This is a genomic window from Devosia sp. A449 (assembly GCF_054489375.1).
Genome location: NZ_JBTMWU010000001.1, coordinates 557,114 through 582,119 on the forward strand (window position 1 = coordinate 557,114; position 25,006 = coordinate 582,119).

At 64.2% G+C, this 25,006-nt stretch carries 26 protein-coding genes and 1 tRNA gene; 18 read left to right on the top strand and 9 right to left on the bottom strand.

The annotated features are described in order from the left end of the window. Positions 1-587: 587 nt before the first annotated feature. Positions 588-2,204 (bottom strand): apolipoprotein N-acyltransferase, encoded by a 1,617-nt coding sequence (gene lnt / locus ACX3OW_RS02745; protein WP_459094207.1) that lies wholly within the window; start codon positions 2,202-2,204, stop codon positions 588-590. Between the two features lie 268 nt (positions 2,205-2,472). Here lnt and tsaB point away from each other — a divergent pair, with 268 nt between their 5' ends. The 4 genes from tsaB (at position 2,473) to ACX3OW_RS02765 (ending at position 4,430) form a co-directional block, all read left to right on the top strand. Then, positions 2,473-3,081, top strand: coding sequence for a tRNA (adenosine(37)-N6)-threonylcarbamoyltransferase complex dimerization subunit type 1 TsaB (gene tsaB, locus ACX3OW_RS02750; RefSeq protein WP_459094208.1), 609 nt, complete (start codon positions 2,473-2,475; stop codon positions 3,079-3,081). Beyond that, positions 3,078-3,557, top strand: a complete 480-nt coding sequence (gene rimI, locus ACX3OW_RS02755; protein WP_459094209.1) for a ribosomal protein S18-alanine N-acetyltransferase — start codon at positions 3,078-3,080, stop codon at positions 3,555-3,557. Before tsaB ends, rimI begins: the two co-directional genes overlap by 4 nt. Positions 3,558-3,647: 90 nt before the next feature. After that, entirely contained in the window at positions 3,648-4,037 is a 390-nt protein-coding gene (locus tag ACX3OW_RS02760) for a Fur family transcriptional regulator (protein WP_459094789.1), read from the top strand. A gap of 114 nt (positions 4,038-4,151) precedes the next feature. Continuing rightward, positions 4,152-4,430: a hypothetical protein gene (locus tag ACX3OW_RS02765; RefSeq protein ID WP_459094210.1), complete on the top strand. Its 279-nt coding sequence runs from the start codon at positions 4,152-4,154 to the stop codon at positions 4,428-4,430. Here the strand turns inward: ACX3OW_RS02765 and ACX3OW_RS02770 are convergent. The 8 genes from ACX3OW_RS02770 to ACX3OW_RS02805 all read right to left on the bottom strand — a co-directional run bounded on the left by ACX3OW_RS02770 (position 4,384) and on the right by ACX3OW_RS02805 (position 11,422). Further along, positions 4,384-4,644, bottom strand: coding sequence for a hypothetical protein (locus tag ACX3OW_RS02770; RefSeq protein ID WP_459094211.1), 261 nt, complete (start codon positions 4,642-4,644; stop codon positions 4,384-4,386). The two genes, ACX3OW_RS02765 and ACX3OW_RS02770, sit on opposite strands and share 47 nt — an antisense overlap. A 108-nt stretch (positions 4,645-4,752) precedes the next feature. Further along, the gene (pncB, locus tag ACX3OW_RS02775; protein ID WP_459094212.1) at positions 4,753-6,063 is read right to left on the bottom strand and encodes a nicotinate phosphoribosyltransferase; all 1,311 of its coding nucleotides are present in this window, start codon (positions 6,061-6,063) and stop codon (positions 4,753-4,755) included. A 293-nt stretch (positions 6,064-6,356) separates the two neighbouring features. Then, positions 6,357-7,484 carry a winged helix-turn-helix domain-containing protein gene (locus tag ACX3OW_RS02780; RefSeq protein ID WP_459094790.1) on the bottom strand — a complete coding sequence of 376 codons (1,128 nt, stop codon included), beginning with the start codon at positions 7,482-7,484 and terminating at the stop codon, positions 6,357-6,359. 71 nt (positions 7,485-7,555) lie between these two features. Then, positions 7,556-9,274 carry an alpha/beta hydrolase gene (locus tag ACX3OW_RS02785; protein ID WP_459094213.1) on the bottom strand — a complete coding sequence of 573 codons (1,719 nt, stop codon included), beginning with the start codon at positions 9,272-9,274 and terminating at the stop codon, positions 7,556-7,558. Next, positions 9,271-9,864, bottom strand: a complete 594-nt coding sequence (locus ACX3OW_RS02790) for an exopolysaccharide biosynthesis protein (protein ID WP_459094214.1) — start codon at positions 9,862-9,864, stop codon at positions 9,271-9,273. Before ACX3OW_RS02790 ends, ACX3OW_RS02785 begins: the two co-directional genes overlap by 4 nt. A 93-nt stretch (positions 9,865-9,957) precedes the next feature. Then, positions 9,958-10,659: a carbonic anhydrase gene (locus ACX3OW_RS02795; RefSeq protein ID WP_459094215.1), complete on the bottom strand. Its 702-nt coding sequence runs from the start codon at positions 10,657-10,659 to the stop codon at positions 9,958-9,960. A 137-nt stretch (positions 10,660-10,796) separates the two neighbouring features. Further along, positions 10,797-10,872 (bottom strand) — tRNA-Ala (locus tag ACX3OW_RS02800). A 139-nt stretch (positions 10,873-11,011) separates the two neighbouring features. Then, on the bottom strand, positions 11,012-11,422 hold the full coding sequence (locus tag ACX3OW_RS02805) for a TIGR02300 family protein (protein WP_459094216.1): 411 nt from the start codon (positions 11,420-11,422) through the stop codon (positions 11,012-11,014). Positions 11,423-11,587: 165 nt separating this feature from the next. On the opposite strand from ACX3OW_RS02805, the gene ACX3OW_RS02810 reads away from it, so the two are divergent. From ACX3OW_RS02810 to ACX3OW_RS02875, 14 genes are all read left to right on the top strand, one after another. After that, positions 11,588-12,901, top strand: a complete 1,314-nt coding sequence (locus ACX3OW_RS02810) for a 3-phosphoshikimate 1-carboxyvinyltransferase (RefSeq protein ID WP_459094217.1) — start codon at positions 11,588-11,590, stop codon at positions 12,899-12,901. Continuing rightward, a complete protein-coding gene (locus ACX3OW_RS02815) occupies positions 12,898-13,539 on the top strand; it encodes a (d)CMP kinase (RefSeq protein ID WP_459094218.1) in 642 nt (213 codons plus the stop codon). Before ACX3OW_RS02810 ends, ACX3OW_RS02815 begins: the two co-directional genes overlap by 4 nt. 169 nt (positions 13,540-13,708) lie before the next feature. Beyond that, entirely contained in the window at positions 13,709-15,424 is a 1,716-nt protein-coding gene (gene rpsA / locus ACX3OW_RS02820; RefSeq protein ID WP_459094219.1) for a 30S ribosomal protein S1, read from the top strand. A 97-nt stretch (positions 15,425-15,521) separates the two neighbouring features. After that, entirely contained in the window at positions 15,522-16,025 is a 504-nt protein-coding gene (locus tag ACX3OW_RS02825; protein WP_459094220.1) for a GNAT family N-acetyltransferase, read from the top strand. A gap of 47 nt (positions 16,026-16,072) precedes the next feature. After that, positions 16,073-16,360 (top strand): BrnT family toxin, encoded by a 288-nt coding sequence (locus ACX3OW_RS02830; protein ID WP_459094221.1) that lies wholly within the window; start codon positions 16,073-16,075, stop codon positions 16,358-16,360. Continuing rightward, positions 16,341-16,673: a BrnA antitoxin family protein gene (locus ACX3OW_RS02835; RefSeq protein ID WP_459094222.1), complete on the top strand. Its 333-nt coding sequence runs from the start codon at positions 16,341-16,343 to the stop codon at positions 16,671-16,673. Before ACX3OW_RS02830 ends, ACX3OW_RS02835 begins: the two co-directional genes overlap by 20 nt. Positions 16,674-16,735: 62 nt before the next feature. Next, a complete protein-coding gene (gene sppA / locus ACX3OW_RS02840) occupies positions 16,736-17,683 on the top strand; it encodes a signal peptide peptidase SppA (protein ID WP_459094223.1) in 948 nt (315 codons plus the stop codon). A gap of 36 nt (positions 17,684-17,719) precedes the next feature. Beyond that, entirely contained in the window at positions 17,720-18,001 is a 282-nt protein-coding gene (locus ACX3OW_RS02845; protein WP_146291309.1) for an integration host factor subunit beta, read from the top strand. A 92-nt stretch (positions 18,002-18,093) separates the two neighbouring features. Continuing rightward, a complete protein-coding gene (locus tag ACX3OW_RS02850; protein WP_459094224.1) occupies positions 18,094-18,456 on the top strand; it encodes a lipopolysaccharide assembly protein LapA domain-containing protein in 363 nt (120 codons plus the stop codon). Between the two features lie 8 nt (positions 18,457-18,464). Then, on the top strand, positions 18,465-19,112 hold the full coding sequence (locus ACX3OW_RS02855) for a phosphoribosylanthranilate isomerase (RefSeq protein WP_459094225.1): 648 nt from the start codon (positions 18,465-18,467) through the stop codon (positions 19,110-19,112). A gap of 164 nt (positions 19,113-19,276) precedes the next feature. Continuing rightward, entirely contained in the window at positions 19,277-20,494 is a 1,218-nt protein-coding gene (trpB, locus tag ACX3OW_RS02860) for a tryptophan synthase subunit beta (RefSeq protein WP_459094226.1), read from the top strand. 3 nt (positions 20,495-20,497) lie between these two features. Further along, entirely contained in the window at positions 20,498-21,322 is an 825-nt protein-coding gene (gene trpA / locus ACX3OW_RS02865; RefSeq protein WP_459094227.1) for a tryptophan synthase subunit alpha, read from the top strand. A 104-nt stretch (positions 21,323-21,426) separates the two neighbouring features. Next, complete coding sequence (accD, locus tag ACX3OW_RS02870) at positions 21,427-22,404, top strand: acetyl-CoA carboxylase, carboxyltransferase subunit beta (RefSeq protein WP_459094228.1); 978 nt, start codon at positions 21,427-21,429, stop codon at positions 22,402-22,404. A gap of 93 nt (positions 22,405-22,497) precedes the next feature. Then, positions 22,498-24,981, top strand: coding sequence for a methyl-accepting chemotaxis protein (locus ACX3OW_RS02875; RefSeq protein ID WP_459094229.1), 2,484 nt, complete (start codon positions 22,498-22,500; stop codon positions 24,979-24,981). Positions 24,982-25,006: the final 25 nt, after the last annotated feature.

The following is a 25,006-nucleotide window of genomic DNA, read 5'->3' on the forward strand; positions in this document are numbered from 1 at the left end:
GTCGCGGTCAAGAAGGATATAAAGAAAGCTTGATATGATGAGGGGCGATTTTGGAGCATGGATTGGCGCGTGCGAAAGCGCCGCCCGGCCAGATGCCGACGGTTCAAAACAGGCGGAGCCCCGAGGCGGTTGTCGCCTCTGGTAAGTATAAAATAGTGAGACGAAACCGCCTCGGGGCGTCGGGTTTTCTCGGAAGGCAGACCGCAAGCCCCAGCATGGAACCGTAGCCCCATGCCCGAATGCCCCATCCGCACAGCCCAGGGCGGAGCGCGACCTCCACCCTCCCGACCGTCGCCCCGGACACCGGTCGCTGCAGCGCCGCCCGTATCCCGGAGAGATGGCTGGAGTATGCGGGAGGATTTGAGGGCGGGGATAAGTTTTGGTTTGCTGAATTGCTGACCGCGCAGTCGACACCCTCCCCCCTTGCGGGGAGGGATCAAGGGTGGGGGTGGGTTGGCCACGTTCATCGGGGCTCTCGCACCCCCTCCCGGCTCGATCACGGACTTAGCAAGCGAAGTCCTATCTCGCTCTCCCTCCCCGCAAGGGGGAGGGTGAACCCGGTGGGTGGGGTGAAGGCGAGGTCGTCCTCAGTCCATCCGGCGGCGCCGGCTGCCGCGACTGACCACGATGGAAATCAGCACCCCGGCCAGCAGCGCGATCAGCAGGGGCCAGTAGCGCAATTGTGAAAACAGCGTGCTGGCCAGCCGCTGATGCGGGCGGACGTCGAGGGCGGCCATTTGCTGGGGCGGCAGGGCAGCGGTGATGCGGCCGAGCGGGTCGGTGGCGAAGGTCAGGCCGGAATTGGCGGCGCGGATCAGGCTCATGCCCTCTTCGACGGCGCGTACGCGAGCATGGTGGGCATGCTGGGCCGGGCCGATGGAGCCGTCGAACCAGGCATCATTGGTGATGTTGAAGAGGAATTGCGCGCCCGCCGTGTCGCCCAGATCGCCGGAAAACAGGATTTCGTAGCAGATCAACGCGAGGAAGGCCGGCGTGGCCGGCAGGCTCATCAACCGCCGGCGCGCATCGCCATGGCCCCAGCCCTCGGCGCCGGGCACGAACTGCTTGATGCCGAAGCGGGAGAACAGCTCGGCAAAGGGCAGAAATTCGCCGAAGGGCACGAGGTGGCTTTTGTCATAGCTGGCGATGATTTCGCCATTGGTGTCGATAGCCAGCAGGGCGTTGAAGGGCGGGCCGGAGGCCGTGCTGGCGCCGGGCTCATATTGCTGGCGCGGCGCGCCGGCCAGCAGGGTGGTGGTTTCGGGCAGCAGCCTGGCGATACGGGCCAGCGCCTCGGGATAGGTGGAGAGGAAAAACGGCAGGCTCGATTCGGGCCAGACCAGATGGGTGATATCGGCGAGCCCCTGATCGGCTGGGTCCATGCGCATGTCGCTCAGCATCAGCAGCCGGTCGATCAGCGCCACCGGGTCGGCATTGCCCCAATCGGCATGTTCATAAACCAGCGGCTGCACCAGCCGCAGCGCGATATCGCTGCGCTCCGTGGCAATGGTACCGGCAAGCCGATTATGGCCATAGCCGAGCTGCAGGGCGATTAGGGTGAGCCCGATAAACAGCGGCAGCAGGCGCCGGCTGAGGCTGCGATCATCGGCCGGCCAGATCAGCGCCGGCAGCATGGCCAGCACAGCCGCGAGCAAAGTCAGCCCATAAATGCCGATCAGCGCGCTGAGCTGCATCATCTCGTCGGTCGGGGTCAGCGCATAGCCGAGCAGATCGAAGGGAAAGCCGGTCAGCACATGGCCGCGCAGCCATTCGGCGATGGTGAGGAATGTGGCGAGGGTGACGATGCGCCAGGGGCCATGCGACCAGAACAGCTGCGCCACGGCACTGGCAAACCCCCAGAACAGGGCGATCAGCGCCGCCAGCGCCAGAATGGCGAAGGGCATGATGGCCAGCATGATGCCGCCATCGACAAAGAAGGCCGCGCCCAGCCAGTGGAAGGCGACGGTGAAATAGCCCCAGCCAAAGGCAAAGCCGATGGTAAAGCCCGGGCCGAACAGACGGCGCCAGCCGCGCTGTCGCTCGGCGCCATCGAGGCACCAGACCCAGATGGGAAAGCTGATGAACAGCGCCGGCAGGATGAACAGCGGTGGCACCGACAGGCCGGCAACGGCCCCGGCCAGCACCAGCAGCAGGAAGCGGCGCCAGCCATGGCTCAGCATGGCGGTCTCGGCCAGCCAGGTCATCGTGGGGCTTTCGGCGAATCAGGGCGCATGGGGCAAAATCGCTGTCCGGGGAGAGGGCGTCAAGGCGGTGGACTTGGTCGTTTGCGCGGTTTAGGAATTCGCCGAGGCATCGCAGACCCCTCACCCTGAGTTTCTGCTGAACGCAGAAACTCGGTCCCTCTCCCGCAAGGGGCGAGGGAGGCACCGTGTCAGCTCATTCTCTGAGCCCCCCTTCTCCCCTTGCGGGAGAAGGTGCCCGTAGGGCGGATGAGGGGTAGTGTGTGCACCAATGATCCTGCCCATCACTCTCGCCATCGACACCGCCGCGCCGCGTCTGCAACTGGGATTGTTGCTGGGCGATGGGCGCGTGGATGTGTCGGTCGATGATTTGGCCACCGGCCATGCCGAACTGATCTTTGAGCGCATCGCAACGCTGCTGGTGCGCCATGGGCTGGGCTATGCCGATTTGCAGCGCGTGGTGACGACGACGGGGCCGGGCTCGTTCACCGGGCTGCGCATCGGGCTGTCGGCGGCGCGCGGCATCGGGCTGGCGCGGGGCATTCCGGTGGTTGGGGTGTCGAGTCTGGTGGCGCTGTCGCTAGCGGCAGAGGGGGCGTCTACCGTGCTGCTCGATGCGCGACGCGGCGAGGCCTATGTGCAGAATTTCACCGCGCCGGGCGTGGCGCTGAGCGCGGGCGCGCTGTTGGCGATGGACGAGGCGCGGGCGGCCATTCAGTCGGGCGCAGCACTGCTCGAAACCCCATTTGTCGATATTGCCTTGCTGGCGGGGTTTGGTGCGAGCCTCGACCCAGTCAGCCATCCGCCCGAGCCGAACTATATCCGCGATGCCGATGCCAAGCCGCAGAGTGCGGCGCGCATTGCGAGGCTTGGGGCATGATCAAATTGTGGATGGCCCCGGCGGGGCTGCATATCGAGCCGGGTCGCATGGGGGACGCCAAGGAGCTGGCGCGCATTCATGCGCAGGGGTTTTATCGCGGCTGGCCGAGCGGAGAATTCGAGAGCTTTCTCGCTGACGCGGCAACGCCGGTCTATGTCGCCTGCGACGCCAGGCGGCGCATTGCCGGCTTTGCCCTGATCCGGGTGGTGGCCGACGAGGCCGAATTGCTGACCATCGCCGTCGATCCCAAATTTCGCGGCAAGCGCGTCGGCCAGGCGCTGCTGGCGGCGGTGTTCAACGATTTGCTGCTCAGCCCGGCGCGGCGGATGTTTTTGGAAGTCAGCGAGGAGAATGCGGCGGCGATCAAGCTGTATCAGCGCGAGGGCTTTGCCACCATTTCCAGCCGCAAGGGCTACTATCCCAAAGCCGATGGGTCGCAGGCCACCGCGCTTGTCATGGCGCGCGATCTTGGGTAACCCGGTCGCTCAAGGCAACCCGCAGGGAGGTGCAGCGTGAGCAGGAGCCAGACTGACCCGACGCTGGAAGAGGCCTGCGTTGCCCGGGGCATGCGCATGACCGAGCAGCGCCGCGTCATCGCCCAGGTGATCGAAGCGGCTTCCGATCATCCCGATGTCGAAGAGCTGTATCGCCGCGCCTCGGCGATTGATGATCGCATCTCGCTGTCCACCGTCTATCGCACCGTCAACCTCTTCGAGGAGGCGGGGCTGGTGACCAAGCATGACTTCAAGGATGGCCGGGCGCGCTTCGAGCTGATCCCCGACGAGCATCACGACCATCTGATCGATATCCGCAGCGGCGCCGTCATTGAATTCCGCAATGAGGAAATCGAGGCGATTCAGGAGGTCATCGCCAAGCGGCTGGGCTATCGCCTGGTTGACCACCGGCTCGAACTCTATGCCGTGCCCATCGAAAGCCCCGACACGACCAAAAAATGATCGTCCGCCTGCTGCCGGCCGAAGCCTAAAATTTTAGGCGGTAAGGCTAATGCCGGCTTTGCTTTGGCGGTTAATGTTTTGTTAGCTATGACTGCTGGCAAGGCGGAGGCGGCTATGGCTTGGGAATTGCTGGCAATGTGGGCGATCGTCATCGCGACACTGGTCTGGTTTGTGCGCGACGAGCGGCGGGTGCGGGCCGAGGCCGAACTGGAGCGCTCGGCGCGCTATTACGCCCATGCCCCCAAATACCGCCATATCCGGGTGGAACAGCCCCCGGCGCCGCCGCAGCGCCGCCCCGGTGGCTTGAGCGCTCAGCAGCGCGCCTTCATGGCGGCGCTGGCCACGGCTAAGGCGCCGGCGGCTCGGCCAGACTCGATTTCAGCCGGGCAATGATGGCGGCGGCCTTGAGCATCAGGGCCATGTCGATATCGGAATCGCTGGCGCCATCGGCCACATCGGCCCATACCGGAATCGCCAATTCATGGGTTTGGTCCTGCCCGCCCAGGGTTTCGGACAGCACCGCCCGGACGTGACCGGTCATGCGGCCAGCCAGGCGCGGATGGGCCTGCTTGTCACGCACGGCGATGTCGATGAGCTGCAATGTCATTTTGGCTCCTGAGGAGCCCCCGCCAAAACGCTAGTCCGGCTTGGTTCCCAAGGGGTTAACGCCTGCGAAGGAACAGGGTTTCTCCACGGCCGATAATGGGGTTGGCGGCTAGACCTTGACCGCGTGCTCGACCCGGCCAGATTCGCCGAAAATCTGCACATAGCGGGCGATCTCTTCCGGCGTGCCGGTGGCCTTGGCCGGGTTGTCGCTGAGCTTGACCGCCGGGCGGCCATTGGCTTCGCTGACCTTGGCGACGATGGAAATCGGCTCCAGCCCCGGATTGCGGCCATCGGGGGCGCAGCCCTCGAAGTCATTGGTGAGATTGGTGCCCCAGCCAAAAGCCATGCGCACCTTGCCGTCGAAATGCAGATAGGCCTCTTCGATCATGTCGACATCGAGCCCGTCCGAGAAGATCAGCAGCTTGTCGCGCGGATCGCGGCCGCGTTCCTTCCACCAGGCGATGATGCGTTCGCCGCCCGCAATCGCCGGGGCGCTATCGGGGCGGAAGCCGGTCCAGTCGGCCACCCAGTCGGGCGCATCGCGCAAGAAGGCGTCGGTGCCGAAGGCGTCGGGCAGGACGATCTTGAGATTGCCACCATAATAGCTCTCCCAATCCTGCAGCACCTGATAGGGCGCGGCGCGTAGCGCGTCGTCGGTTGTGGCCAAGGCCGCCAGCACCATGGGCAGCTCATGGGCATTGGTGCCCAGCGCCTCAAGGTCATTATCCATCGCCAGCTTGACGTTGGAGGTGCCGGTGAAAGCGTCGCCGATGCCTTCCTTGAGCGCTTCGACGCACCAGCGCTGCCACAGGAAGGAATGGCGGCGGCGGGTGCCGAAATCGGAAATTTTCAGCTCGGGCAGCTTTTGCAGGCGCTCGACCTTGCCCCACATCTTGGCCTTGGCGCGGGCATAGAGCACGTCGAGCGCAAAGGGGCCGTAATGCTTCATCGCGGCGCGCGAACGCAGCTCGTTGATGATCGCCAAAGCGGGGATTTCCCACATCGCGGTTTCCAGCCATAGGCCGGGAAATTCCAGCACGAACTGGCCGTCGCGCTGTTCCAGCGAATATTCGGGTAGGCGGAAATCTTCCAGCCGCTTGAGGAAGGCCGGGGTGAAAATCTGCTTGCTGCCGTAAAAGCTGTTACCGGCCAGCCAGATCATTTCCTTCTTGGAAAAGCGCAAAGTGCGGGCATGGTCGAGCTGGGCACGCAACTCGTCAATGTCGATCTCGTCGGCCAGCCGCACCGATTTGGTGCGGTTGATCAGCGAGAAGGTGGCGTTGACCTTGGGATAGAGCCCCCAGATCATCTGCAGCATCAGGAGCTTATAGAAGTCGGTATCGAGCAGGCTGCGCACGATGGGGTCGAGCTTCCAAGTGTGGTTATACACCCGCCGGGCAATGTCGGTATAGGTCGCCATGGGGTCTCTCCACTCTGCGGCTTGGCTTTTAGCCTGCGGGGCAGGGGTTTGGAAGAGACTGCGAAAGAGTTCGGTGGCACGTAGGGGGCACGCCCTCGTGGTTCGAGGCTCGGCAAGGGCCTCGCACCTCACCATGAGGGTGCAATTTGGCACTGGAGCGAGCCCCACCCTCGATGTCACCCCGGCCTTGAGCCGGGGCCCATCCTGAGATGGTGCCGGTGAATGGATCTCAGGATGGATCCCGGCTCAAGGCCGGGATGACACCGTGTTTTTTGGGGCCACAAGGCCAGCGCCTAGGCGCCCAGTTGGAACGCTTCGAACCGCCCCAGCGCCGCGTCGATGGCGGCCTTGCCCTCGACGCCGACATCCTCGAACCAGCTCGCCTGCTGGATCAGCAATTTTCCTTTGCCGCGGTCGGTCTTGAGATCGAAGGCTGCGACGATGCGGTCGCCCAGCAGCACCGGCAGGGCGAAATAGCCGAGCTGGCGCTTGGCCGCCGGCAGATAGGCTTCGAACAGATGATCATAATCGAAGAACAGTTTCAGCCGTTTGCGCTGGATGATCAGCGGATCGAAGGGCGACAGGATATGCACCAGATTGGGCGGCTCGCCCGCCGCTGCATCGAGCGTTTCGGGGCTGGCCCAATGCTGCACCTTGTCATTGCCGGCGATGGTGAGTGGCACCAGCAGCTTGCGGCGCACGCGGCTCTCGATCAGGTCCTTCATTGCCGGTTTGCGCGCCGCGTCGAGATGGCAGATGGAATCGAGGCTGACGATGCCCTGGCTGCGCAGCGCGCGATCCAGCAGATAGGCGGTGACCTGCCGTTCAGTGGCCGGCTTTGGCACCTTGCTCCAGCCGAAATGGCGGGCGGTGAGATCATAGGTTTTGAGCATGCCCTGCCGCGCCGCGATGGTGACCAGACCCTGATAGAACATCATCTCCAGCACGCGCTTGCTCGGCTTGCGGCTGGCCCAGGGATGGTTCTTGTCGACCAGCACATCGTCGCCAATGTCGCGGATCGACAGCGGTCCTTCGGCGCGCAATCGGGCCAGCATGGTCTTGCTCTCGGCTGGCGTGACCGAGCCGAACCAGCGCCCGGGATTGGCGCGATGCTGCTGCATCGCCGGCAGGAAATACGGCAGTTCGGCGCTGGGGACGTAGCTCAGCGCGTGGGTCCAATATTCGAATACCGATTTGTCGGTGGATTGGGCGCTGCTCAGGTCGCCGCGGCGATAATTCGGAATGCGCGACCACAGGATGTGGTGGTGGCAGCGCTCGATGACGTTGATGGTGTCGATCTGCACATAGCCCAGATGCGCGATGGCAGCGGGCGTGGCCGCCGGCGTGTCGCCGAAGGGCGCCAGACTGTCGAGCTTTTGCGCCCGGAGCCAGAGGTGGCGGGCGCGGGTCTGGTCGAGCATGAGGGGGGCTTTGGGCAAGGTCCTATCCGAATCTGGCGGAGGGCCAGCATGAGCGGCGGCGCGCCCCGGCGTCAATCATGCGGCGTGCGGAACCAGCCCCCTTCGATCAGCGCCCGCTCGCCGTGACGGCTGAGCTTCTGCCGCAAGGCGGCCAGCTCGGTCGGGGTCCAGCCGGTGGGTGCGGTGACCTGCACCCAGGCGTCGAAATAATCTTCCGGGGCATAGACGTGGCCAAAGCCGATCGGCGCGGTCTGGGCCAGCGCCATATCCAGCGCCAGTTGCAGGAAGGTGACCACCGGATACCAGTCGAGCAGCGGCGACACGCCTTCGGCGCGCGGGCCGCTCAGCCAGACCGGCGCCCGCCACAGCATGGCGGGCTCAAAGAACACGATGGGGTCGCTGGGATATTGCAGATAGACCGTGCGCAACGGCCCCCAGGGATGGGGATCTGCCATCAGATCGCCGCCGCCATTGGAAAAGCGCACGATGGAATCATCGCCCACTTCGGGCCGCCACCAGGACGAGCCCGGATTGCGGTTGACGGTGGCGGCGCGCCACGAGGCGGTGGCAAACGGCGTGCCGACAAACAGCGCTCCGTCGAAGGGATCGGCGAGGATGTCGTAGAGCGTGCTGGAGGCCGCCGAGCTATAGGCGCCAAGGCTCAGCCCGTGCAGATAAAGCCGTGGCCGGCTCTCCTTGGGCATGGCGGTCCAGCGGTGATAGACGGCGGTGAACAAGGCGCGCGCGGTTTCCACCCCCACATCGGGTTCCGACACCAGCGACAGCCAGCTGGTGAGATAGGAATATTGCACCGCCACGGTGGCGACATCGCCGCCATGCAGGAATTCCAGCGTATCGATAGCGGCGGGCTCCACCCAGCCGGTGCCGACCGGCATCACCAGCACCAGCACCGAACGGTCGAAGGCCCCGACGCGATCCATTTCCTTCAGCGCCAATGCGGCCCGCTGTTCGGCGGTCTCGGCCGAGCGCAGCCCGACATAGACCCGCAGCGGCTCGATGGCCGGGCGGCCGGTCATGGCGGCGATTTCTTCGGTGGTCGGCCCCGATTGCACATAGATGCGGGCGTCGAGCCCGATCGTGTCCCAAGGGATGAAAGACGGGGCGCTGCCCGAGCGCAGCGGATCGATCGGGGCCACGGCATAGCTGCCGGCCAGCCGGTCGAGATTGCCGTAGAAGCGGTCGGCGGCATAAAGCGCGCCCCGCGCCACCACGCCCTGGCCCAGCGTCATCGCCAGCAGCCCCACCAGTAGAATCGCCCCGGTCAGCGCCACCCGGCGCGGAATGATGCGATTGAGCCAGCCGGAAACCAGCCGCACCCCCTGCACCAGCAGCGTGCCGAGCCCGATCAGCAGCCCGGCCGGCAGCACGGCAATCGCCGCCACCAGCAGCGGTTGGCTGGCTTCGACCGGCGGCACGCCCATGGCGGCGCGAATCGAATTCTGCCAACCGGTGGAGAACCACAGAAAGACGATGGCCAGCCCCAGGCAGGCCAGTGCGGCGATGCGGCCGATCCATTGCGCCAGCTTGGGGCTGGACCAGCGCAGTTCGAGATAGTCCCACAGCCATTCGAGAAACACCCCGATGCCATAGCCGGCAGCAAAGGTGCAGCCGCATAAAATGCCCTGGGTGAGGAAATGGCGGGGAATCAGCGATGGCGTGAGGGCCAGCGCGAAAAACAGCAGGCCGAGCAGCCAGCCGCCGGTCGAGACGCGGTCGAGCTGCTGCCCCGCGGCGTAGCGGACCTGCCGGACCTGGGGCGCCCCGATCATGCGCCCACCATGCTGCGGGCCAGCACAATGGCCGCCCACACCGCGCCAATGGCGATGGCCAGGCCCAGCAGCGCAATGGCGCCGCCCAGCAGCACCCCCAGCCCGTCGCGATTGATGCGCGATACGCAAATGACGGCAATGCCGGTATTGGGCACGGCATTGATGAAGGGAATCGGCAGCACCATCGGCAGGCTGATCAGCAGGATGAAGATCCCGGTCAGCCATTCCGAGCGTGGGCCGGTGAGCAGGCCCAGCCGCTGCCGCGAAATCCGGCCGATCAACCCGGCCAGCCATTGCAGCTGGCGAATCATCCGGCCCAGCAGCGCCTGCGGCAGTCGCCGCCGCCCGACCCAGCCGCCGGCCTGCAATGGCTTGCCCAGCAGCATGGCGAGGGTGGTGCCGATGATGGCCAGCGCCAGCGTGCCGCCATAGCCCGGCGGCCCGGGCAGCATGTTGAGCACGCTGAGCACCAGGATGACCATGGGATAGGAGGCATGGCCAAGGGTTTCGATCAGACTGCCGGCGGTCAGCCCCTCAGCCTGCCTGATTCGTTCGGCAATCGCGGCGATGCGCACTTCTACGGGAGACACGGGACCTGCTGGGTGATGGCAATTGGCGCAACCTTAGCGGCCCTAGTCCCCGAAGAACAACGTTTCACGATGTTTTTGACAGGGCCGGACGCCTCAGAGCCAGGCGACACGGCCGGTGGTGATGTCATGCATGGCCGCCACGATCGACAGATTCCCGCTATCGACCAGATTTTGCAGGATCGGGCTGCGCTGGGTCAGGCTCGCGGCGGTCAGCCTGGCATTGGCCTCGGCCACCTTCTGCACCAGGCTGGCATTTTTGGAGCTGCGCTCGCCATCGGCCGCATCAATGCTCGCCAGCGCCGGAGCGAGATTGTCCAGCATGGCGGTGATGTTGCCGAGCTTGACGCCGTCCACCGCGCTGCGGATGGCGCCGCAGCCACTATGCCCAAGCACGATGATCGCCTTGGCGCCGGCCACTTCGGTGGCATATTCGAGACTGCCCAGGATATCGACATTGGCGAAATTGCCGGCCACCCGGGCGCAGAACACGTCGCCGATGCGCTGATCGAACACAAATTCCGGCGGTACGCGAGAATCAATGCAGCCGACAATGGCGGCAAACGGGGATTGATGGGTGGCGGTCTCGTGCACCTGCTGCAGCAAATTGCAATTGATGGTCTGGCCGCCGACAAACCGCTCATTGCCGGCCCGGAGCAAGTCCAGCGCCGCGCTGGGTGACAGCTCGTGCTGCCGTTGTGGCGTGAAGACCGCACATTCGGTGCCATTGGCCAGCACGGCCGTTGAAGCCGACAGCGCGCCCAGCAGCCCCCCACAAAATCCTCTCCGCGTCAGCACTGCGTCGTCCCCCCGAACCGATTTGGTCGCGCAGAGGAAGCACAAAAAGGCTGAACAACCCGTGAAGGTCGTAGCTGCAGTCTGGGAAGGGGGGGCGCCCGGAGGCGAATAGTCTCAATGCAAAATCGAGGTGGAAATGGTGGAGCCTAGCGGGATCGAACCGCTGACCTCTTGCATGCCATGCAAGCGCTCTCCCAGCTGAGCTAAGGCCCCATTCCTTTGGGTCTCGGTGGCAATTGCCTCCCGAAGCGAGGCGGAACCTATTGGATGATCCGCCCCCTTGCAAGTGCCTAAATGACACTTTTTTATTCGACCGGCAAAATAGCTCTGCCGGCCGAAAAGTTTTTTAGAATCAACGGTCTTCGTCGCCGCCGACGTCAAAGCCGAGTTCAGCGTCTTCGTCCTCGTCTTCCTCGAGGAAGACGTCGGCTTCGTCTTCGCCGAGTTCTTCGTCGACCTCGACGTCCTCGACGTCAGGGATCTCCTCGTCGCCGGATTCTTCGGCGTCGGCATCTTCGAGCGAGACGATCTCGGGCGCGGCGACGTCTTCGACTTCGTCCTCGACCTCTTCTTCGTCCTCATCCGCAGCAGCGGGCTTGCGCGCGGTTACGGGGGCGGGCTTGCTGGCGAGAAGCTGCTCGAAATAGGAGCGCGGATAGCTCTTGCCGGTATAGGGCGAGACAATCGGGTCGAGGTTCAGGTCGTAGAACTTCTTGCCCGTCTCTGGATCGGTGCGTTTTGTGCCGCGTTCGGAACTGGCCATCGATGTTCCTCGTCGTAAGGATTTGCGGGGCTCTTGGCCCCGGTTTGGTCCGTCCGGTTATGGCCAAACCTGCCCCCTGTCAAACCGAAAATGTGGACAGCGGCTTCCTACCGACAGCCCGCGATGGCCTTGCCGCTCCGGGCCGTGCTAAAGCCGGCTTCGCCCATGACCGATCAGAACGCCAAAAATCCCGCCGAACCGGCCCAGCTTGCCAGCCATGGCGCCGCCCCGATGACGGGTCGTTTCATGACGCCCGGCGATCAGGCCATCTCCCATGCCGCGCTGCTGCTGAGCGCGCTGACCGTGGGCCGCAGCCATATAGCGGGCCTGTCTGAGGCCAATACTGTGCCTGCCGTGATGGCGATATTGCGCCAGCTCGGCGTGCGCATCGAACGGCATGCTGATGGCTGGCAGGTCGATGGTCTGGGTGTCGGTGGCCTGCTGGCTCCCGCTGGCCCGCTCGAGTTGGCGCAGACGGGCAGTGCGACGCCCTTATTGCTGGGTCTGTTGGCCCCCTATGGTTTTTCGTCGCAGCTAGCCGGTGGACTGCAATGCCAGTCCCTGATGGCGGCGCTCGGCGTTGCGCTCGATGACGATGGCGAGACAGTCACGCTGCGCGGCCCCTCGGTGCCGCTGCAGGTTACCGCGCCATCGGCCTCGACCAAGGCCGCGCTGCTGCTGGCCGGCGCGCAAATTGCCGGGATCAGCACTATTGTCGAACCGGTGCCGACACAGGATCATATGGAGAAGCTGCTGAGCCAATTTGGCGGCGCGGTGACGGTGACGCATGACGCGGCAGGTGTGGCGAGCATCAGTGTGACCGGTCTCACCCCGCTGCGGCCATGCCATGTGGAGGTGCCGGGCGATCCGTCGCTGGCGGCCTATCCGCTGCTGGCCGGGCTGATCGTGCCGGGATCGGACCTGGTGGTCGAAAACGTGCTGATCAATCCGACCCGAACCGGGCTGATCGACACGCTGCTCGAAATGGGTGGCGATATCCAGTTTCTCAACCAGCACGAGACCGGCGGCGAGCATGTCGCCGATTTGCGGGTGCGCTCGTCGCGGCTCAAGGGTGTGCGGGTCACTGCCGAACACGCCGCCGCCATGCTGGACGATATAGCCCTGCTGGTGGTCGCCGCCGCCTACGCCCAGGGCGAGACGGTGATCGAGGGGCTGGCGGATTTGCGCGGCGCCCGGCTGGACGCCATCGTCGCCGGGCTGGTTGCCAACAAGGTCGCGGCACAGGTGAGTGCGGATCGGCTGACCATAATGGGCAGCGGCGCGGTCGAGGGCGGCGGAACCGTGCTGACCCAAGGCGATGCCGGTATGGCGATGAGCTTTTTGGTGTTGGGGCTGGCCAGCCAGCAGCCAGTGACCATCGACGATGCCAGCATTATCGATGCTGGCTTTCCCGGCTTTGTTGCCGCCATGAGCGCCATCGGCGCCCGCTTCGCGCCTGTCAAAGGATCATTGTCATGATTATTGCCGTGGATGGACCCGCCGCCTCGGGCAAGGGCACGCTGGCTTCGGGCCTGGCCCGCCATTACCAGCTGCCCTATCTCGATACCGGCCTGCTCTATCGCGCCGTCGGGCTGGCAGTGACCGGGCAGGATGAGCAGCCGGGTTTCGAAGCGGCGGCGATTGAGGCGGCTCGGGCGCTCGACGCCAGCCATCTCAATGATATCGAGGCCCTGACCTCGGCCGATGCCGGGGTGATGGCCAGTAAAGTGGCGGTGATCGGTCCGGTGCGGCAGGCGCTGTTCGATTATCAGCGGGCTTTTGCCACCCAGGCCGGCGGCGCGGTGCTCGATGGCCGCGATATCGGCACCAAGATTGCCCCCGATGCCGACGTCAAACTGTTCATCCAGGCCGATTCCAAAGCGCGCATGGAGCGCCGGGCGCGCCAGCTTGAATCGCGTGGCCAGGTGGTTGACCGCTACGCCCTCTATCACCAGATTGAAGAGCGGGATGCGCGTGACATGCAAAATCCCCATGGCGGCTTCTACAAAGCGGACGACGCGCACTTGCTCGATACGACGCTTCTCGATATAGAGGCCGCACTCCGCGCAGCCATCGCGATTGTCGATGGGACCATGGCGCACAAGGCAGGGCTGTAAGCTCTAATCCACCCTTGTGCGGTTCGGCCCCGACCATCATCCAGGCGCTGGCACCGGAAACAATTACCAATCAACTGTTCGATCGGGCGCTCGCGCGCCGGCATTTTCGTTTGGAAATGGCGGGTTTCCGGTCTTTTAACGCCAACCCCCGGTGCATTGGAGAAGATATTTGGCACAGCAAACTGTGACGAAAGAAGATTTCGAAGCCCTGTTGATGGACTCGTTCGTCGACAATGAGCCGCTAGAGGGTGCCGTCGTAAAGGGCACCGTCGTCGCGATCGAAAAGGATCTGGCGATCATCGACGTCGGTCTGAAGACCGAAGGCCGTATCGCGCTGAAGGAATTCGGCCAGGCTGGCCGTGACGGCACCATCGTCGTTGGCTCGATCGTCGAGGTCTATGTTGACCGCGTCGAAAACGCTGCTGGCGAAGCCGTGCTGTCGCGCGAGAAGGCTCGCCGCGAAGAGAGCTGGGTCAAGCTCGAAGAAATGTACAACAACAATGAGCGCGTTGAAGGCACCATCTTCAACCAGGTCAAGGGCGGCTTCACCGTCGACCTCGAAGGCGCCATCGCCTTCCTGCCGCGTTCGCAGGTGGACATCCGTCCGATCCGCGATATCGCGCCGCTCATGAACGTGCCGCAGCCGTTCCAGATTCTGAAGATGGACAAGCGTCGCGGCAACATCGTTGTCTCGCGTCGCGCCATCCTCGAAGAGTCGCGTGCTGAACAGCGTTCGGAAATCGTCCAGCAGCTCGAAGAGGGCCAGGTTGTTGACGGCGTGGTCAAGAACATCACCGATTACGGTGCGTTCGTTGATCTCGGCGGCATTGACGGCCTGCTGCACGTCACCGATATCGCTTGGCGCCGGGTCAATCACCCGTCCGAAGTGCTCACGATCGGCGAGACCATCAAGGTCCAGATCGTTCGCATCAATCACGAGAGCCATCGTATCTCGCTCGGCATGAAGCAGCTTCAGGCCGATCCTTGGGATGGCATCGAAGCCAAGTACCCGATCGAGGCCAAGTTCACCGGCCGCGTGACCAACATCACCGACTACGGTGCATTCGTTGAACTGGAGCCGGGCATTGAAGGCCTGATCCACGTCTCCGAGATGAGCTGGACCAAGAAGAACGTCCATCCGGGCAAGATCGTTTCGACCTCGCAGGAAGTCGAAGTTGTCGTGCTGGAAGTGGATCCGGACAAGCGCCGCATCTCGCTCGGTCTCAAGCAGACCCTGGCCAATCCGTGGGAAAGCTTCGCCGAGAAGTTCCCCGTCGGTTCGGTCATCGAAGGCGAAGTCAAGAACAAGACCGAATTCGGTCTGTTCATCGGCCTCGACGGCGATGTGGACGGCATGGTTCACCTCTCCGATCTCGATTGGCAGAAGTCGGGCGAAATCGCCCTGGACGACTACAACCGCGGTGACATGGTTTCGGCCAAGGTCCTCGATGTTGACGTCGAAAAGGAACGCATCTCGCTGGGCATCAAGCAGCTGTCGACCGGCGAAACCACGTCGGACGCGCCGGCTGGCGCTCCTGACCAGGGTGGCATCCGCAAGGGCGCCGTGGTCACCGGCACTGTTGTCGAAGTCAACGATGGGGGCATTGAAGTCCGTATCGCCGACACCGAGATGACTGCCTTCATCCGTCGTGCTGACCTCAGCCGCGACCGCAACGACCAGCGCCCGGAGCGTTTCTCCAAGGGCGAAAAGGTCGACGCACGCGTCACCCAGTACGATCGCAAGACCAGCCGCATCCAGCTGTCGATCAAGGCTCTGGAAATCGCCGAGGAAAAGGAAGCCGTCGCCAATTACGGTTCGTCCGATTCGGGCGCATCGCTGGGCGACATCCTGGGCGCTGCGCTCAAGGGTCGCGAAGGCAACTAAGCCAAACGGCTTGAAAATCCGGGCCCGCGCTTCACAGCGCGGGCCTTTTGCTTTTTAAGGGTAAGCGGTTCGCAACCGCGACCAAGGGGCCTGCCCGATGAAAAATGTAATGCACTGGCGGGCCATGACCACGCTGGATCTGCCTGCGGTCGAGACCATTGCTGCGGCAGTGCATCCGAATTTTCCCGAGGATGCCGCGGTGTTTGCCGAGCGGCGTCGGCTCTATCCCGATGGCACGCGGCTGCTCGAACTGGATGGGGTGCCTTCGGGCTATCTGCTCTCGCATCCCTGGCGCTATCAGGCGCTGCCGGAACTCAATAGCCTGCTGGGTGAAATTCCGGCGGATGCCGACACCTATTATCTGCACGATCTGGCCCTGCTGCCCGCCCTGCGCGGCACGGGGGCGGCTGCCATGATTGTCGGTGATATCCTGCGCCACGCCCGTGCCGCCGGCTTCGCCAATGTCAGCCTGGTTGCGGTCAATGACTCGCTGCCTTTCTGGTACAAGCACGGCTTCCGCGTCGTCGCCGCGCCCGCACTGACCGACAAGCTCGCCAGCTATGAGGCGGCGGCAAAATTCATGGTCAAGCCGCTTGTGTAGTTACAAAATTGTAGTTACATTTGGGCGAAACGCGGAGGGGGCTGCGCGTGGAGTTCGAATGGGATGCGCATAAGCGACAGCTGAACTTGGCAAAGCATGGTGTCTTTTTTGAAGATGCGGCCATGATCTTCAAAGACCCCCATGAGCTGACCTTGCCGGCCAAGACGGTCGCGGGCGAAGCGCGGTTCAAGACCATCGGGCGCTTTGGCCCAGAGGCTATCCTGCTTGTGGTCCATACGCGCCGGGAGATGTCAGCTGGTCACCTCATTCGCATCATCTCGGCCCGACCGGCATCGCGGGCAGAAAGGAAACGCTATGAACGAAGAGAGCCCTAAGTTCGTGCGCTATGTGCCCGGTCCGATCACGGAAGAGCAGATCGAGCGCATGCGGGAACTGGCCGCGCGCCCCGATAGCGAGATCGACTACTCCGATATTCCCGAGCTGGATGATGCGTTCTTCGAGAATGCCAAGCAGGGCACGATGTATCGGCTGATGAAAAAGCAGACCACGCTGCGTCTCGACGCCGATATCCTCGACTGGTTCAAGCGCCATGCCAAGGACGGCAAGGGCTATCAGACCGACATCAATAAAGCGCTGCGCGCCTATGTGGTGGCGCAGGAAAAGAAGGCGGCCAAGAAGGCCGGCTAACGCGGTTGCGCTTGCCAAGCCGGCGGGTGGCGGCTACCCCGATAGGCAAGAGCGAGGCCGCCATGACTGATCCATCCCGCCCCTTTGATGCCCATACGGTCGTTGCGGCAGAAACCTATCGCAAATCGCGCGGGCGCTGGCGGGTGCTGGCCTTTATCGCGCTGGCGCTGGTCGTCCTGGTCGGGCTGGGGCGCTTTGCCTGGCCGCAGACCTCAGGCGGCGCCTATGTGGCGCGGCTGGTGATCGATGGCACCATCACCACCGACCGGGATCGGCTGCAGGCCATCGATGACCTGGCCGAGGACGATGCGGTCAAAGCGGTGATCGTCGCCATCAATTCGCCCGGCGGCACCACGGCGGGCGGCGAGGAACTTTACGAAGCCCTGGCGCAATTGCGCGAAGCCAAGCCCACCGTGGCGGTGATCGGCGAGCTGGGCGCCTCCGCAGCCTATATGACCGCCATCGCCACCGACCGGATCTTCGCCCGGCGGCTGTCCATCGTCGGCTCCATCGGCGTGCTCTACCAGCACATCAATGCCGGCAAGCTGATGGACACCATCGGCATCGATCTCGACAAGGTGGCCTCCGGCCCGCTCAAGGCTGAGCCGGATTACAACGAGCCGCTGGAGGGGGCGCCGCGCGTTTCGATTGCGGCGCTGGTCGATGACAGCTTTCAGTGGTTCGTCGATATCGTCGCCGAGCGGCGCGGCCTGAGCCGGCCGGTGACGCTGGCGCTGGCCGATGGTCGCATCGTGACCGGCCGAGTCGGGGTGGAAGCCGGCCTGATCGACGCCATTGGCGGCGAGCTGGAGGCCATCGCCTGGCTGAAAAGCGAGCGCGAATTGGCCGACGATCTCGAGGTTCACACCGTCTGGCCACAGCCCCAGCAAGGCTTTGACCTGCTCGGAACCTTCCTCAATGGGCAGGCTCGGGCCGCGTTCGGTCTGCCCGATGGCCCCATCACGCTTGACGGGTTGGTCTCGCTTTGGCAGGTTGGCGCTGCCTCGTAACTGAATGAGGCCACAGCCTGCCAACTGGAGCCGGGGATGATCAAGTCGGAACTCGTCGAGAAACTCGCGGCGGAGAACCCGCATCTGTTCCAGCGTGATATCGAAAACATCGTCAACGCCATCCTCGATGAAATCGGCGACGCCATGGCGCGCGGTGATCGGGTCGAGCTGCGCGGCTTCGGTGCTTTTTCGGTCAAGAACCGCCCGGCGCGTATCGGGCGCAACCCCCGCACCGGCGAACAGGTCGATGTGGGCGAGAAATATGTGCCGCAATTCAAGGCCGGCAAGGAAATCCGCGAGCGGCTTAACCGCAGTTGAGCGCAGCCGGGAAAAGTGGGGCCCCGCTTTTCCGCTTCGGCGGTGCACGACGCTTCACTCACGGGGCCAGGGCTCCATAGGTCACCAGGCGCATGGTCAGCAAAATCGTTGGTTGGGTGATCCTCGTCCCGCTTTGCCTGGGATTGATTGTCTTCGCCCTCGCCAACCGGCACTTCGTGGCCATTAATTTCAATCCCTTTGCCGCCAGCGATGCGGCGGTGGCGCCGGGCTATGGCGTGCCGTTGTTTGTGGTGCTCTATGTCGTGCTGCTGATCGGCGTGTTGCTGGGCGGCACCGCCACATGGTTTGCCCAGAGCCACCACCGGCGCCGCGAAAAGCACTGGCGGCGCGAAGCCCACGCGCTGAATGGCGAGCTGGAAAAGCTGCGCCGCACCCAAGGCCAGGCCGCGCAAGGCGCGCTGACCGAAGTCGATGACCTCCTGGAGTTGCGCTGAGCGACAAGATGGCCGATCCCCTGATTATCAAAATTTGCGGCATCAAGACCCAAGACATCCTCGAAACCGCCATCGCGGCGGGGGCCGATATGGTGGGTTTTGTGCATTTCATGCGCTCGCCGCGCCACGTCTCTATCGAGACGATCGCTACGCTGATTTCGGCGGCCCGCGGGCGGGTCGAAACCTGCGTGCTGCTGGTCAATCCGGACAATAGCTGCGTCGCCGAAGTGGCGGCGCTCGGCCCCGACTGGATCCAGCTGCATGGGCCGGAAACGCCGCACCGCGTGGCCGCCATCCGCGCCGAGGCCGGTGTGGAAATCATCAAGGCGCTGCCCATCGGCTCGGCCGAAGACGTGATCCATGTCAGCGCGTTCCTCGACGTCGCCGACCGTATCCTGGTCGATGCCAAGCCGCCCAAGGGCGCCGATCGGCCGGGCGGATTGGGCGAGACCTTCGACTGGGGCCTGCTCAAGGCGCTTGACCCATCCATCCCCTTCATGCTTTCGGGGGGCCTGACACCGCAGAGTGTGGCCGATGCCGTCAAGACCGTGCGCCCCTTCGGGGTGGATGTGTCTTCCGGCGTCGAAAGCGCACCGGGCGTCAAGGACAAGCGGCTGATCGAAGCGTTCATGCGGAACGCCAGGGCAGCCGGTTAGCTTTTTCTTTCCCTCCCCCTCGTGGGGAGGGTGGCCCCGAAGGGGTCGGGTGGGGGTCTTCCTTCGCCCGGCGCACGTGGCCCACCCCCACCCTTGGCGCTGCGCGCCATCCCTCCCCACAAGGGGGAGGGAGACGCAGGAGCCGACGTATCTGTGAGGCACGAGTGGCTACCACCGGCACCAATTCCCTGCGCAATGGCCCTGACGATCAGGGTCGCTTCGGGCTCTATGGCGGGCGTTTCGTTGCCGAAACGCTGATGCCGCTGATTCTGGACCTTGAGGCGCACTACCGCGCTGCCAAGATCGATCCGGCGTTTCAGGCCGAGCTATCCGATCTGTCGGTGCATTATGCCGGACGCCCGAGCCCGCTGTATTTCGCCAAGCGGCTGACCGAGCATCTGGGCGGCGCCAAAGTCTGGTTCAAGCGCGAAGAGCTGAACCACACCGGCAGCCACAAGATCAACAATTGCCTCGGCCAGATCCTGCTGGCCCAGCGCATGGGCAAGACCCGCGTCATCGCCGAAACCGGCGCCGGCCAGCATGGCGTGGCGACGGCGACGGTCTGCGCCAAATTCGACCTGCCCTGCGTGATTTTCATGGGCGCCACCGACGTCGAGCGGCAGATGCCCAACGTGCTGCGCATGAAGATGCTCGGCGCCGAAGTGCGCGCGGTCACCGCTGGCGCCGGCACGCTCAAGGACGCCATGAACGAGGCATTGCGTGACTGGGTGACCAATGTCGACTCGACCTATTATCTGATCGGCACCGCCGCCGGCCCGCATCCCTATCCGGAAATGGTGCGCGATTTTCAGTCGGTCATCGGCACCGAACTCAAGGCGCAGTTCCACGAGGCCGAAGGCAAGCTGCCTGACGCGGTGGTTGCCTGTGTCGGCGGTGGCTCCAACGCCATCGGCACCTTTCACGCCTTCCTCGATGATCCTTCCGTCAAGATTTATGGCGCCGAAGCGGGCGGCCATGGCATCGACACCAAGAACGGCCATGCCGCCTCGATGACCGGCGGCAGCCCCGGCGTGCTGCATGGCAACCGCACCTATCTGCTGCAGGATAGCGACGGCCAGATTCTGGAAGGCCACTCCATCTCTGCCGGCCTCGATTATCCCGGCGTCGGCCCCGAACATTCGTTTCTGCACGACAGCGGGCGTGTCACCTATGCCCCGATTACCGACAATGAGGCGCTGGACGCGTTCCAGCTCTGCACGCGTATGGAAGGCATCATTCCGGCGCTGGAATCGGCACATGGGCTGGCGCAGCTGATGAAGGTGGCGCCCACCATGGGCAAGGACCAGTCGATCGTGCTGTGCCTCTCCGGGCGCGGCGACAAGGACGTCGAGAGCGTCGGCAAATATCTGGGGCTGCTGTAGATCATGACGTCGCGTATCGAAAAGCGTTTCGCCGAACTCAAGACCCTCAATCGTCCGGCGCTGGTCACCTTCATCATGGCCGGCGATCCCGATCTGGCGATTGGCCAGGCTATTTTTGAGGCGCTGCCGCAGGCCGGCGCCGACATTATCGAATTGGGCATGCCCTTCTCCGATCCGATGGCGGATGGCGTTGCCATCCAGCTTGGCGGCCAGCGCGCTTTGGCCTCCGGCCAGACCCTGCGCGGCGTGCTTGGCATGGTGGAAGATTTCCGCCGCAAGGACGAGACCACGCCCATCGTGCTCATGGGCTATTACAACCCTATCTATATTTTCGGCGTCGACAAGTTTCTCGCGGCCGCCAAGGCAGCGGGCGTCGATGGCTTGATCATCGTTGATCTGCCGCCCGAGGAAGACGAAGAACTCTGCATTCCGGCGCTCAAGGCTGGCATCAATTTCATCCGCCTGACCACCCCGACCACCGACGACAAGCGTCTGCCGGCGGTGCTCAAGAATACCTCGGGCTTTGTCTATTACGTCTCGATGACCGGCGTGACCGGCGCGGCGATCAAGTCGCGCGGCGCGGTGGGCGAGGCGGTGGACCGCATCAAGAGCCATACCGATCTGCCGGTGGCCGTCGGCTTCGGCATCAAGACGGCCGATGATGCTGCCGATATTGGCAAGCATGCCGATGGCATCGTGGTCGGCTCGGTGCTGGTCGACGCCGTGGCCCGCTCGCTGGTCGACGGCAAGGGCGGCGCCCAGACCGTGGCTGCGGTGCGCGACATCGTCGCCGATCTGGCTGCCGGGGTGAAGCGGGCGCGGGGGTAATCTCTCCACAGGCACCAGCTCCGCCTTTGCCCTGGCCCGCCGGGCCTGATAACAATTGCCACAATTGACGCTTAGGTGACGCAAAGTCCCTGTACGAGGCTCCCATGAACTGGATCGACAATTTCGTCCGCCCCAAAATCCGCTCCATCCTCGGCAACAAGCCGCAGATCGCGGAAAATCTCTGGGTCAAGGACCCCGAGTCCGGCGAGATGGTGTTCTATCGCGATCTGGAAGCTAACCAGTGGGTGGTGCCCAATTCGGGCTACCACATGAAGATCAAGCCGGCTGACCGGCTCAAGACCTTCCTGGATGATGGCGCCTATCAGCTGGTGCCGGTGGCCTCCGTGCCGGTCGATCCACTGAAATTCCGCGACCAGAAGCGTTATCCGGATCGGCTCAAGGAAAACCGTGCCAAGACCGGCTTTGACGATTCCGTCATCGTCGCCACCGGCAAGCTGTTCGAACGCAACATCACCGTGGCCGTGCAGGATTTCGATTTCATGGGCGGCTCGCTCGGCATGGCTGCCGGGCAGGGCATCATCACCGGCCTCGAAACCGCGGCCAATCGCAAGACCCCCTTCGTGCTGTTCGTCGCCTCCGGCGGCGCGCGCATGCAGGAGGGCGTGCTCAGCCTGATGCAGATGCCGCGCACGACGGTTGCCGTGCTGCGCCTGCGCGAGGCGGGCCTGCCCTTCTTCGTGGTGCTGACCAACCCCACCACCGGCGGCGTCACTGCCTCCTATGCCATGCTGGGCGATGTGCATCTGGCTGAGCCGGGCGCACAGATCGGCTTTGCCGGCGCCCGCGTCATCGAGCAGACCATTCGCGAAAAGCTGCCCAAGGGCTTCCAGCGCTCGGAATATCTGCTCGAGCACGGCATGGTCGACATGGTGGTGCATCGCCACAATCTGCGCGCCACCATCGGTTCGCTGGCCGCCATCCTGACCAAGGCGGAATCGGCCGGTGCGCTGACCAACACGGCGCCGACCGTAGCCCGGACCAGCCTGCGCGACGCGGCCGTGGCGGCCGAAGGCGATGACGGCGATCTGCTGTTGCCGCCCGCCGGGGCGCATGCCGAATAAGGCCTTTACCGACACTTAAGGACGTTCCCCTAGGTTGCCGACCGGGCTGACGCATTTGCTGCGCCAGCCATTCGGAATGAGGGGGCGCGTTCCATGATCAAATTCTCGCTGCCGATTGCGCGCAAGCTGCCGCTGGCGCTGCTCGGTTCGGCTTTGCTGGTGAGTCTGGGTGTGGGGTTGGCGAGTTACCTGATTGGTAGCCAGGCGCTGCGCAATTCCGCCGAAACTAATCTGATGACGCTGGCCAATGAGCGCGCCAGCCAAGTGTCCACCTATCTCAAATCGGTCGAAGACGATCTGGTCGCTACCTCGCGCTCGGAGGCGACCGTGCAGGCGCTGCGCGATTTCGGCGGCGCCTGGCTGCAATTCAAGGTCGATCCGACCACCGAAGTGCGCAAGCTCTATGTCGATGACAATCCCAACAAGGACAATCTGGCAGCGCTGGCCACCTTGGGCACCACCGGCGCCTATGATGTCACCCATACCCGCTTCCATCCCGGCTACCGCACCCAGATCACCGCGCGCGGCTATCGCGACCTCTATCTGTTCGATCTCAAGGGGTTTCTGGTTTATTCGGTCAACAAGGGCGTCGATTTCGGCACCAGCTTTGCCGCCGGCCCGCTGGCGTCGTCCAGCCTGGGCGGGGTGTTCGCGCAGGCGGTGGCCATCGAAGATCCCGACGCCATCACTTTTGCCGATTTCGCCGCCTATGCCCCCGCTGCCGGCCAGGCGGCGAGCTTTTTCGCCAAGCCGGTATTCAATGCCCAGGGCCGCAAGGTCGGCGTGCTGGCGCTGCAACTGCCCTCTGAGCGGCTCGACGCGGTCATTGGCGATCGCACCGGACTGGGCCAGACCGGCGAAGTCATCGTCGTCGGCCCGGACGGGCTGCTGCGCAGCGATTCCATTTTCACCGAAGCCAATGATGCGCTGGCCACCGAATTTGCCGGGCCGGTGCTCGACGCCGCCTTGACCGGCATTCCGGCCCAGGGCGAGACCAGCGCCTATCGCGCCAGCGACATGCTGGTCGCCGCCGCGCCGATCACCACACGCGGCCAGAGCTGGGCCGCGGTGGCGGTGATGGCGACTGATGAGGTGTTGGCCCCGGTCGCCAATATGCGCAACATGATGCTGGCCATTGGAGCCGGCCTGCTCGCCGTCGTGGCGGGGTTGGGCCTGCTGTTCTCGCGCACTATTACCAAGCCGATCACCCGCCTCACCGACACCATGGAGGCGCTGGCCAAGGGCGATCTGGGAGTGGACGTGCGCGGCGCTGACCGCACCGACGAATTGGGCGCCATGGCTCGCGCCGTGGAAGTGTTCCGCGAAAACGGCCAGAAGGTGGCTCAGCTGACCGAGGCGGAAGCCGCGCAAGTGCTGGCCAATCAGGCCGAGCGCACTCGCATGATGGGCAATTTGCAGCGCGCTTTCGGCAATGTGGTCGATGCCGCCATTGCCGGCGATTTCAGCCGCCGCGTCGAGGCCGAATTCCCCGATGCTGAACTCAACGCATTGGCCCGCTCGGTCAATTCGCTGGTCGAAACCGTCGATCGCGGCCTGTCGGAAACCGGCGAGGTGCTCTCGGCGCTGGCTGACACCAATCTGACGCGCCGGGTGCGCGGCGATTATGAGGGGGCCTTCGCCCGGCTCAAGACCGACACCAATGCGGTGGCCGAAAAGCTCGGCGAGATTGTCGGCCAACTGCGCCTGACCTCCGGCGCGCTCAAGACTGCCACCGGGGAAATCCTCTCGGGCGCCAATGATCTGAGCGAGCGCACGGCACGGCAGGCGGCGACCATCGAAGAGACCTCGGCCACCATGGAGCAATTGGCCGCCACGGTGCTGGAAAACGCCAACAAGGCCGAAGCCGCCAGCGTGCAGGCCAAATCGGTCTCCGCCACCGCCGAACAGGGCGGGCAGGTGATGGCGCAGGCGACCGACGCCATGGACCGCATCACCGCCTCCTCTGCCAAGATTTCCAACATTATCGGGCTGATCGACGACATTGCCTTCCAGACCAATCTGCTGGCGCTCAACGCTTCGGTGGAAGCGGCGCGCGCTGGCGACGCCGGCAAGGGCTTTGCCGTGGTGGCGGTGGAAGTCCGCCGGCTGGCGCAATCGGCAGCCAGTGCCTCGGCCGACGTCAAACTGCTGATCGAGCAGAGCGCCAATGAGGTCAAGGGCGGCTCGCTGCTGGTGGCCGATGCCGCTGCCAAGCTGGCCGCCATGCTCAGCGCCATTCGCGACAATACGGCCGCACTGGAAGCCATCGCCCGCGACAGCCGCGAGCAGTCCAGCGCCATTGACGAGGTCAATGTCGGCGTCCACCAGATGGACGAGATGACCCAGCATAACGCCGCGCTGGTGGAGGAAACCAACGCCGCCATCGAGCAGACCGAAGCCCAGGCCAGCGAGCTCGACCGCATCGTCGATATTTTCACTATCGATGCGGCGCCGGCCCGCAGCGTTGCAGCTCCGGCGAGCGGTATCAGGGGCATGCAGGACAGGCTCAAGGCCGTGGCCGGCAGCTATCTGCGGCGCGGCAATGCGGCGCCCGACAAGGATTGGTCGGAGTTCTGAGACACCGGCCCATCTTGCCCCCCTG

Excerpts from the sequence above, each read along its gene's own strand:
- ACX3OW_RS02810 (WP_459094217.1), top strand. The coding sequence starts at position 11,588 with ATGACCGATCAGAACGCCAAAAATCCCGCCGAACCGGCCCAGCTTGCC.
- sppA (WP_459094223.1), top strand. The coding sequence starts at position 16,736 with ATGACTGATCCATCCCGCCCCTTTGATGCCCATACGGTCGTTGCGGCA.
- ACX3OW_RS02765 (WP_459094210.1), top strand. The coding sequence starts at position 4,152 with ATGGCTTGGGAATTGCTGGCAATGTGGGCGATCGTCATCGCGACACTG.
- lnt (WP_459094207.1), bottom strand. The coding sequence starts at position 2,204 with ATGACCTGGCTGGCCGAGACCGCCATGCTGAGCCATGGCTGGCGCCGC.
- ACX3OW_RS02760 (WP_459094789.1), top strand. The coding sequence starts at position 3,648 with ATGCGCATGACCGAGCAGCGCCGCGTCATCGCCCAGGTGATCGAAGCG.
- tsaB (WP_459094208.1), top strand. The coding sequence starts at position 2,473 with ATGATCCTGCCCATCACTCTCGCCATCGACACCGCCGCGCCGCGTCTG.
- ACX3OW_RS02875 (WP_459094229.1), top strand. The coding sequence starts at position 22,498 with ATGATCAAATTCTCGCTGCCGATTGCGCGCAAGCTGCCGCTGGCGCTG.
- ACX3OW_RS02855 (WP_459094225.1), top strand. The coding sequence starts at position 18,465 with ATGGCCGATCCCCTGATTATCAAAATTTGCGGCATCAAGACCCAAGAC.
- ACX3OW_RS02805 (WP_459094216.1), bottom strand. The coding sequence starts at position 11,422 with ATGGCCAGTTCCGAACGCGGCACAAAACGCACCGATCCAGAGACGGGC.
- accD (WP_459094228.1), top strand. The coding sequence starts at position 21,427 with ATGAACTGGATCGACAATTTCGTCCGCCCCAAAATCCGCTCCATCCTC.
- ACX3OW_RS02780 (WP_459094790.1), bottom strand. The coding sequence starts at position 7,484 with ATGCTCGACCAGACCCGCGCCCGCCACCTCTGGCTCCGGGCGCAAAAG.
- ACX3OW_RS02785 (WP_459094213.1), bottom strand. The coding sequence starts at position 9,274 with ATGATCGGGGCGCCCCAGGTCCGGCAGGTCCGCTACGCCGCGGGGCAG.
- ACX3OW_RS02835 (WP_459094222.1), top strand. The coding sequence starts at position 16,341 with ATGAACGAAGAGAGCCCTAAGTTCGTGCGCTATGTGCCCGGTCCGATC.
- pncB (WP_459094212.1), bottom strand. The coding sequence starts at position 6,063 with ATGGCGACCTATACCGACATTGCCCGGCGGGTGTATAACCACACTTGG.
- ACX3OW_RS02770 (WP_459094211.1), bottom strand. The coding sequence starts at position 4,644 with ATGACATTGCAGCTCATCGACATCGCCGTGCGTGACAAGCAGGCCCAT.
- ACX3OW_RS02825 (WP_459094220.1), top strand. The coding sequence starts at position 15,522 with ATGAAAAATGTAATGCACTGGCGGGCCATGACCACGCTGGATCTGCCT.
- ACX3OW_RS02815 (WP_459094218.1), top strand. The coding sequence starts at position 12,898 with ATGATTATTGCCGTGGATGGACCCGCCGCCTCGGGCAAGGGCACGCTG.
- ACX3OW_RS02845 (WP_146291309.1), top strand. The coding sequence starts at position 17,720 with ATGATCAAGTCGGAACTCGTCGAGAAACTCGCGGCGGAGAACCCGCAT.
- ACX3OW_RS02850 (WP_459094224.1), top strand. The coding sequence starts at position 18,094 with ATGGTCAGCAAAATCGTTGGTTGGGTGATCCTCGTCCCGCTTTGCCTG.
- rimI (WP_459094209.1), top strand. The coding sequence starts at position 3,078 with ATGATCAAATTGTGGATGGCCCCGGCGGGGCTGCATATCGAGCCGGGT.
- trpA (WP_459094227.1), top strand. The coding sequence starts at position 20,498 with ATGACGTCGCGTATCGAAAAGCGTTTCGCCGAACTCAAGACCCTCAAT.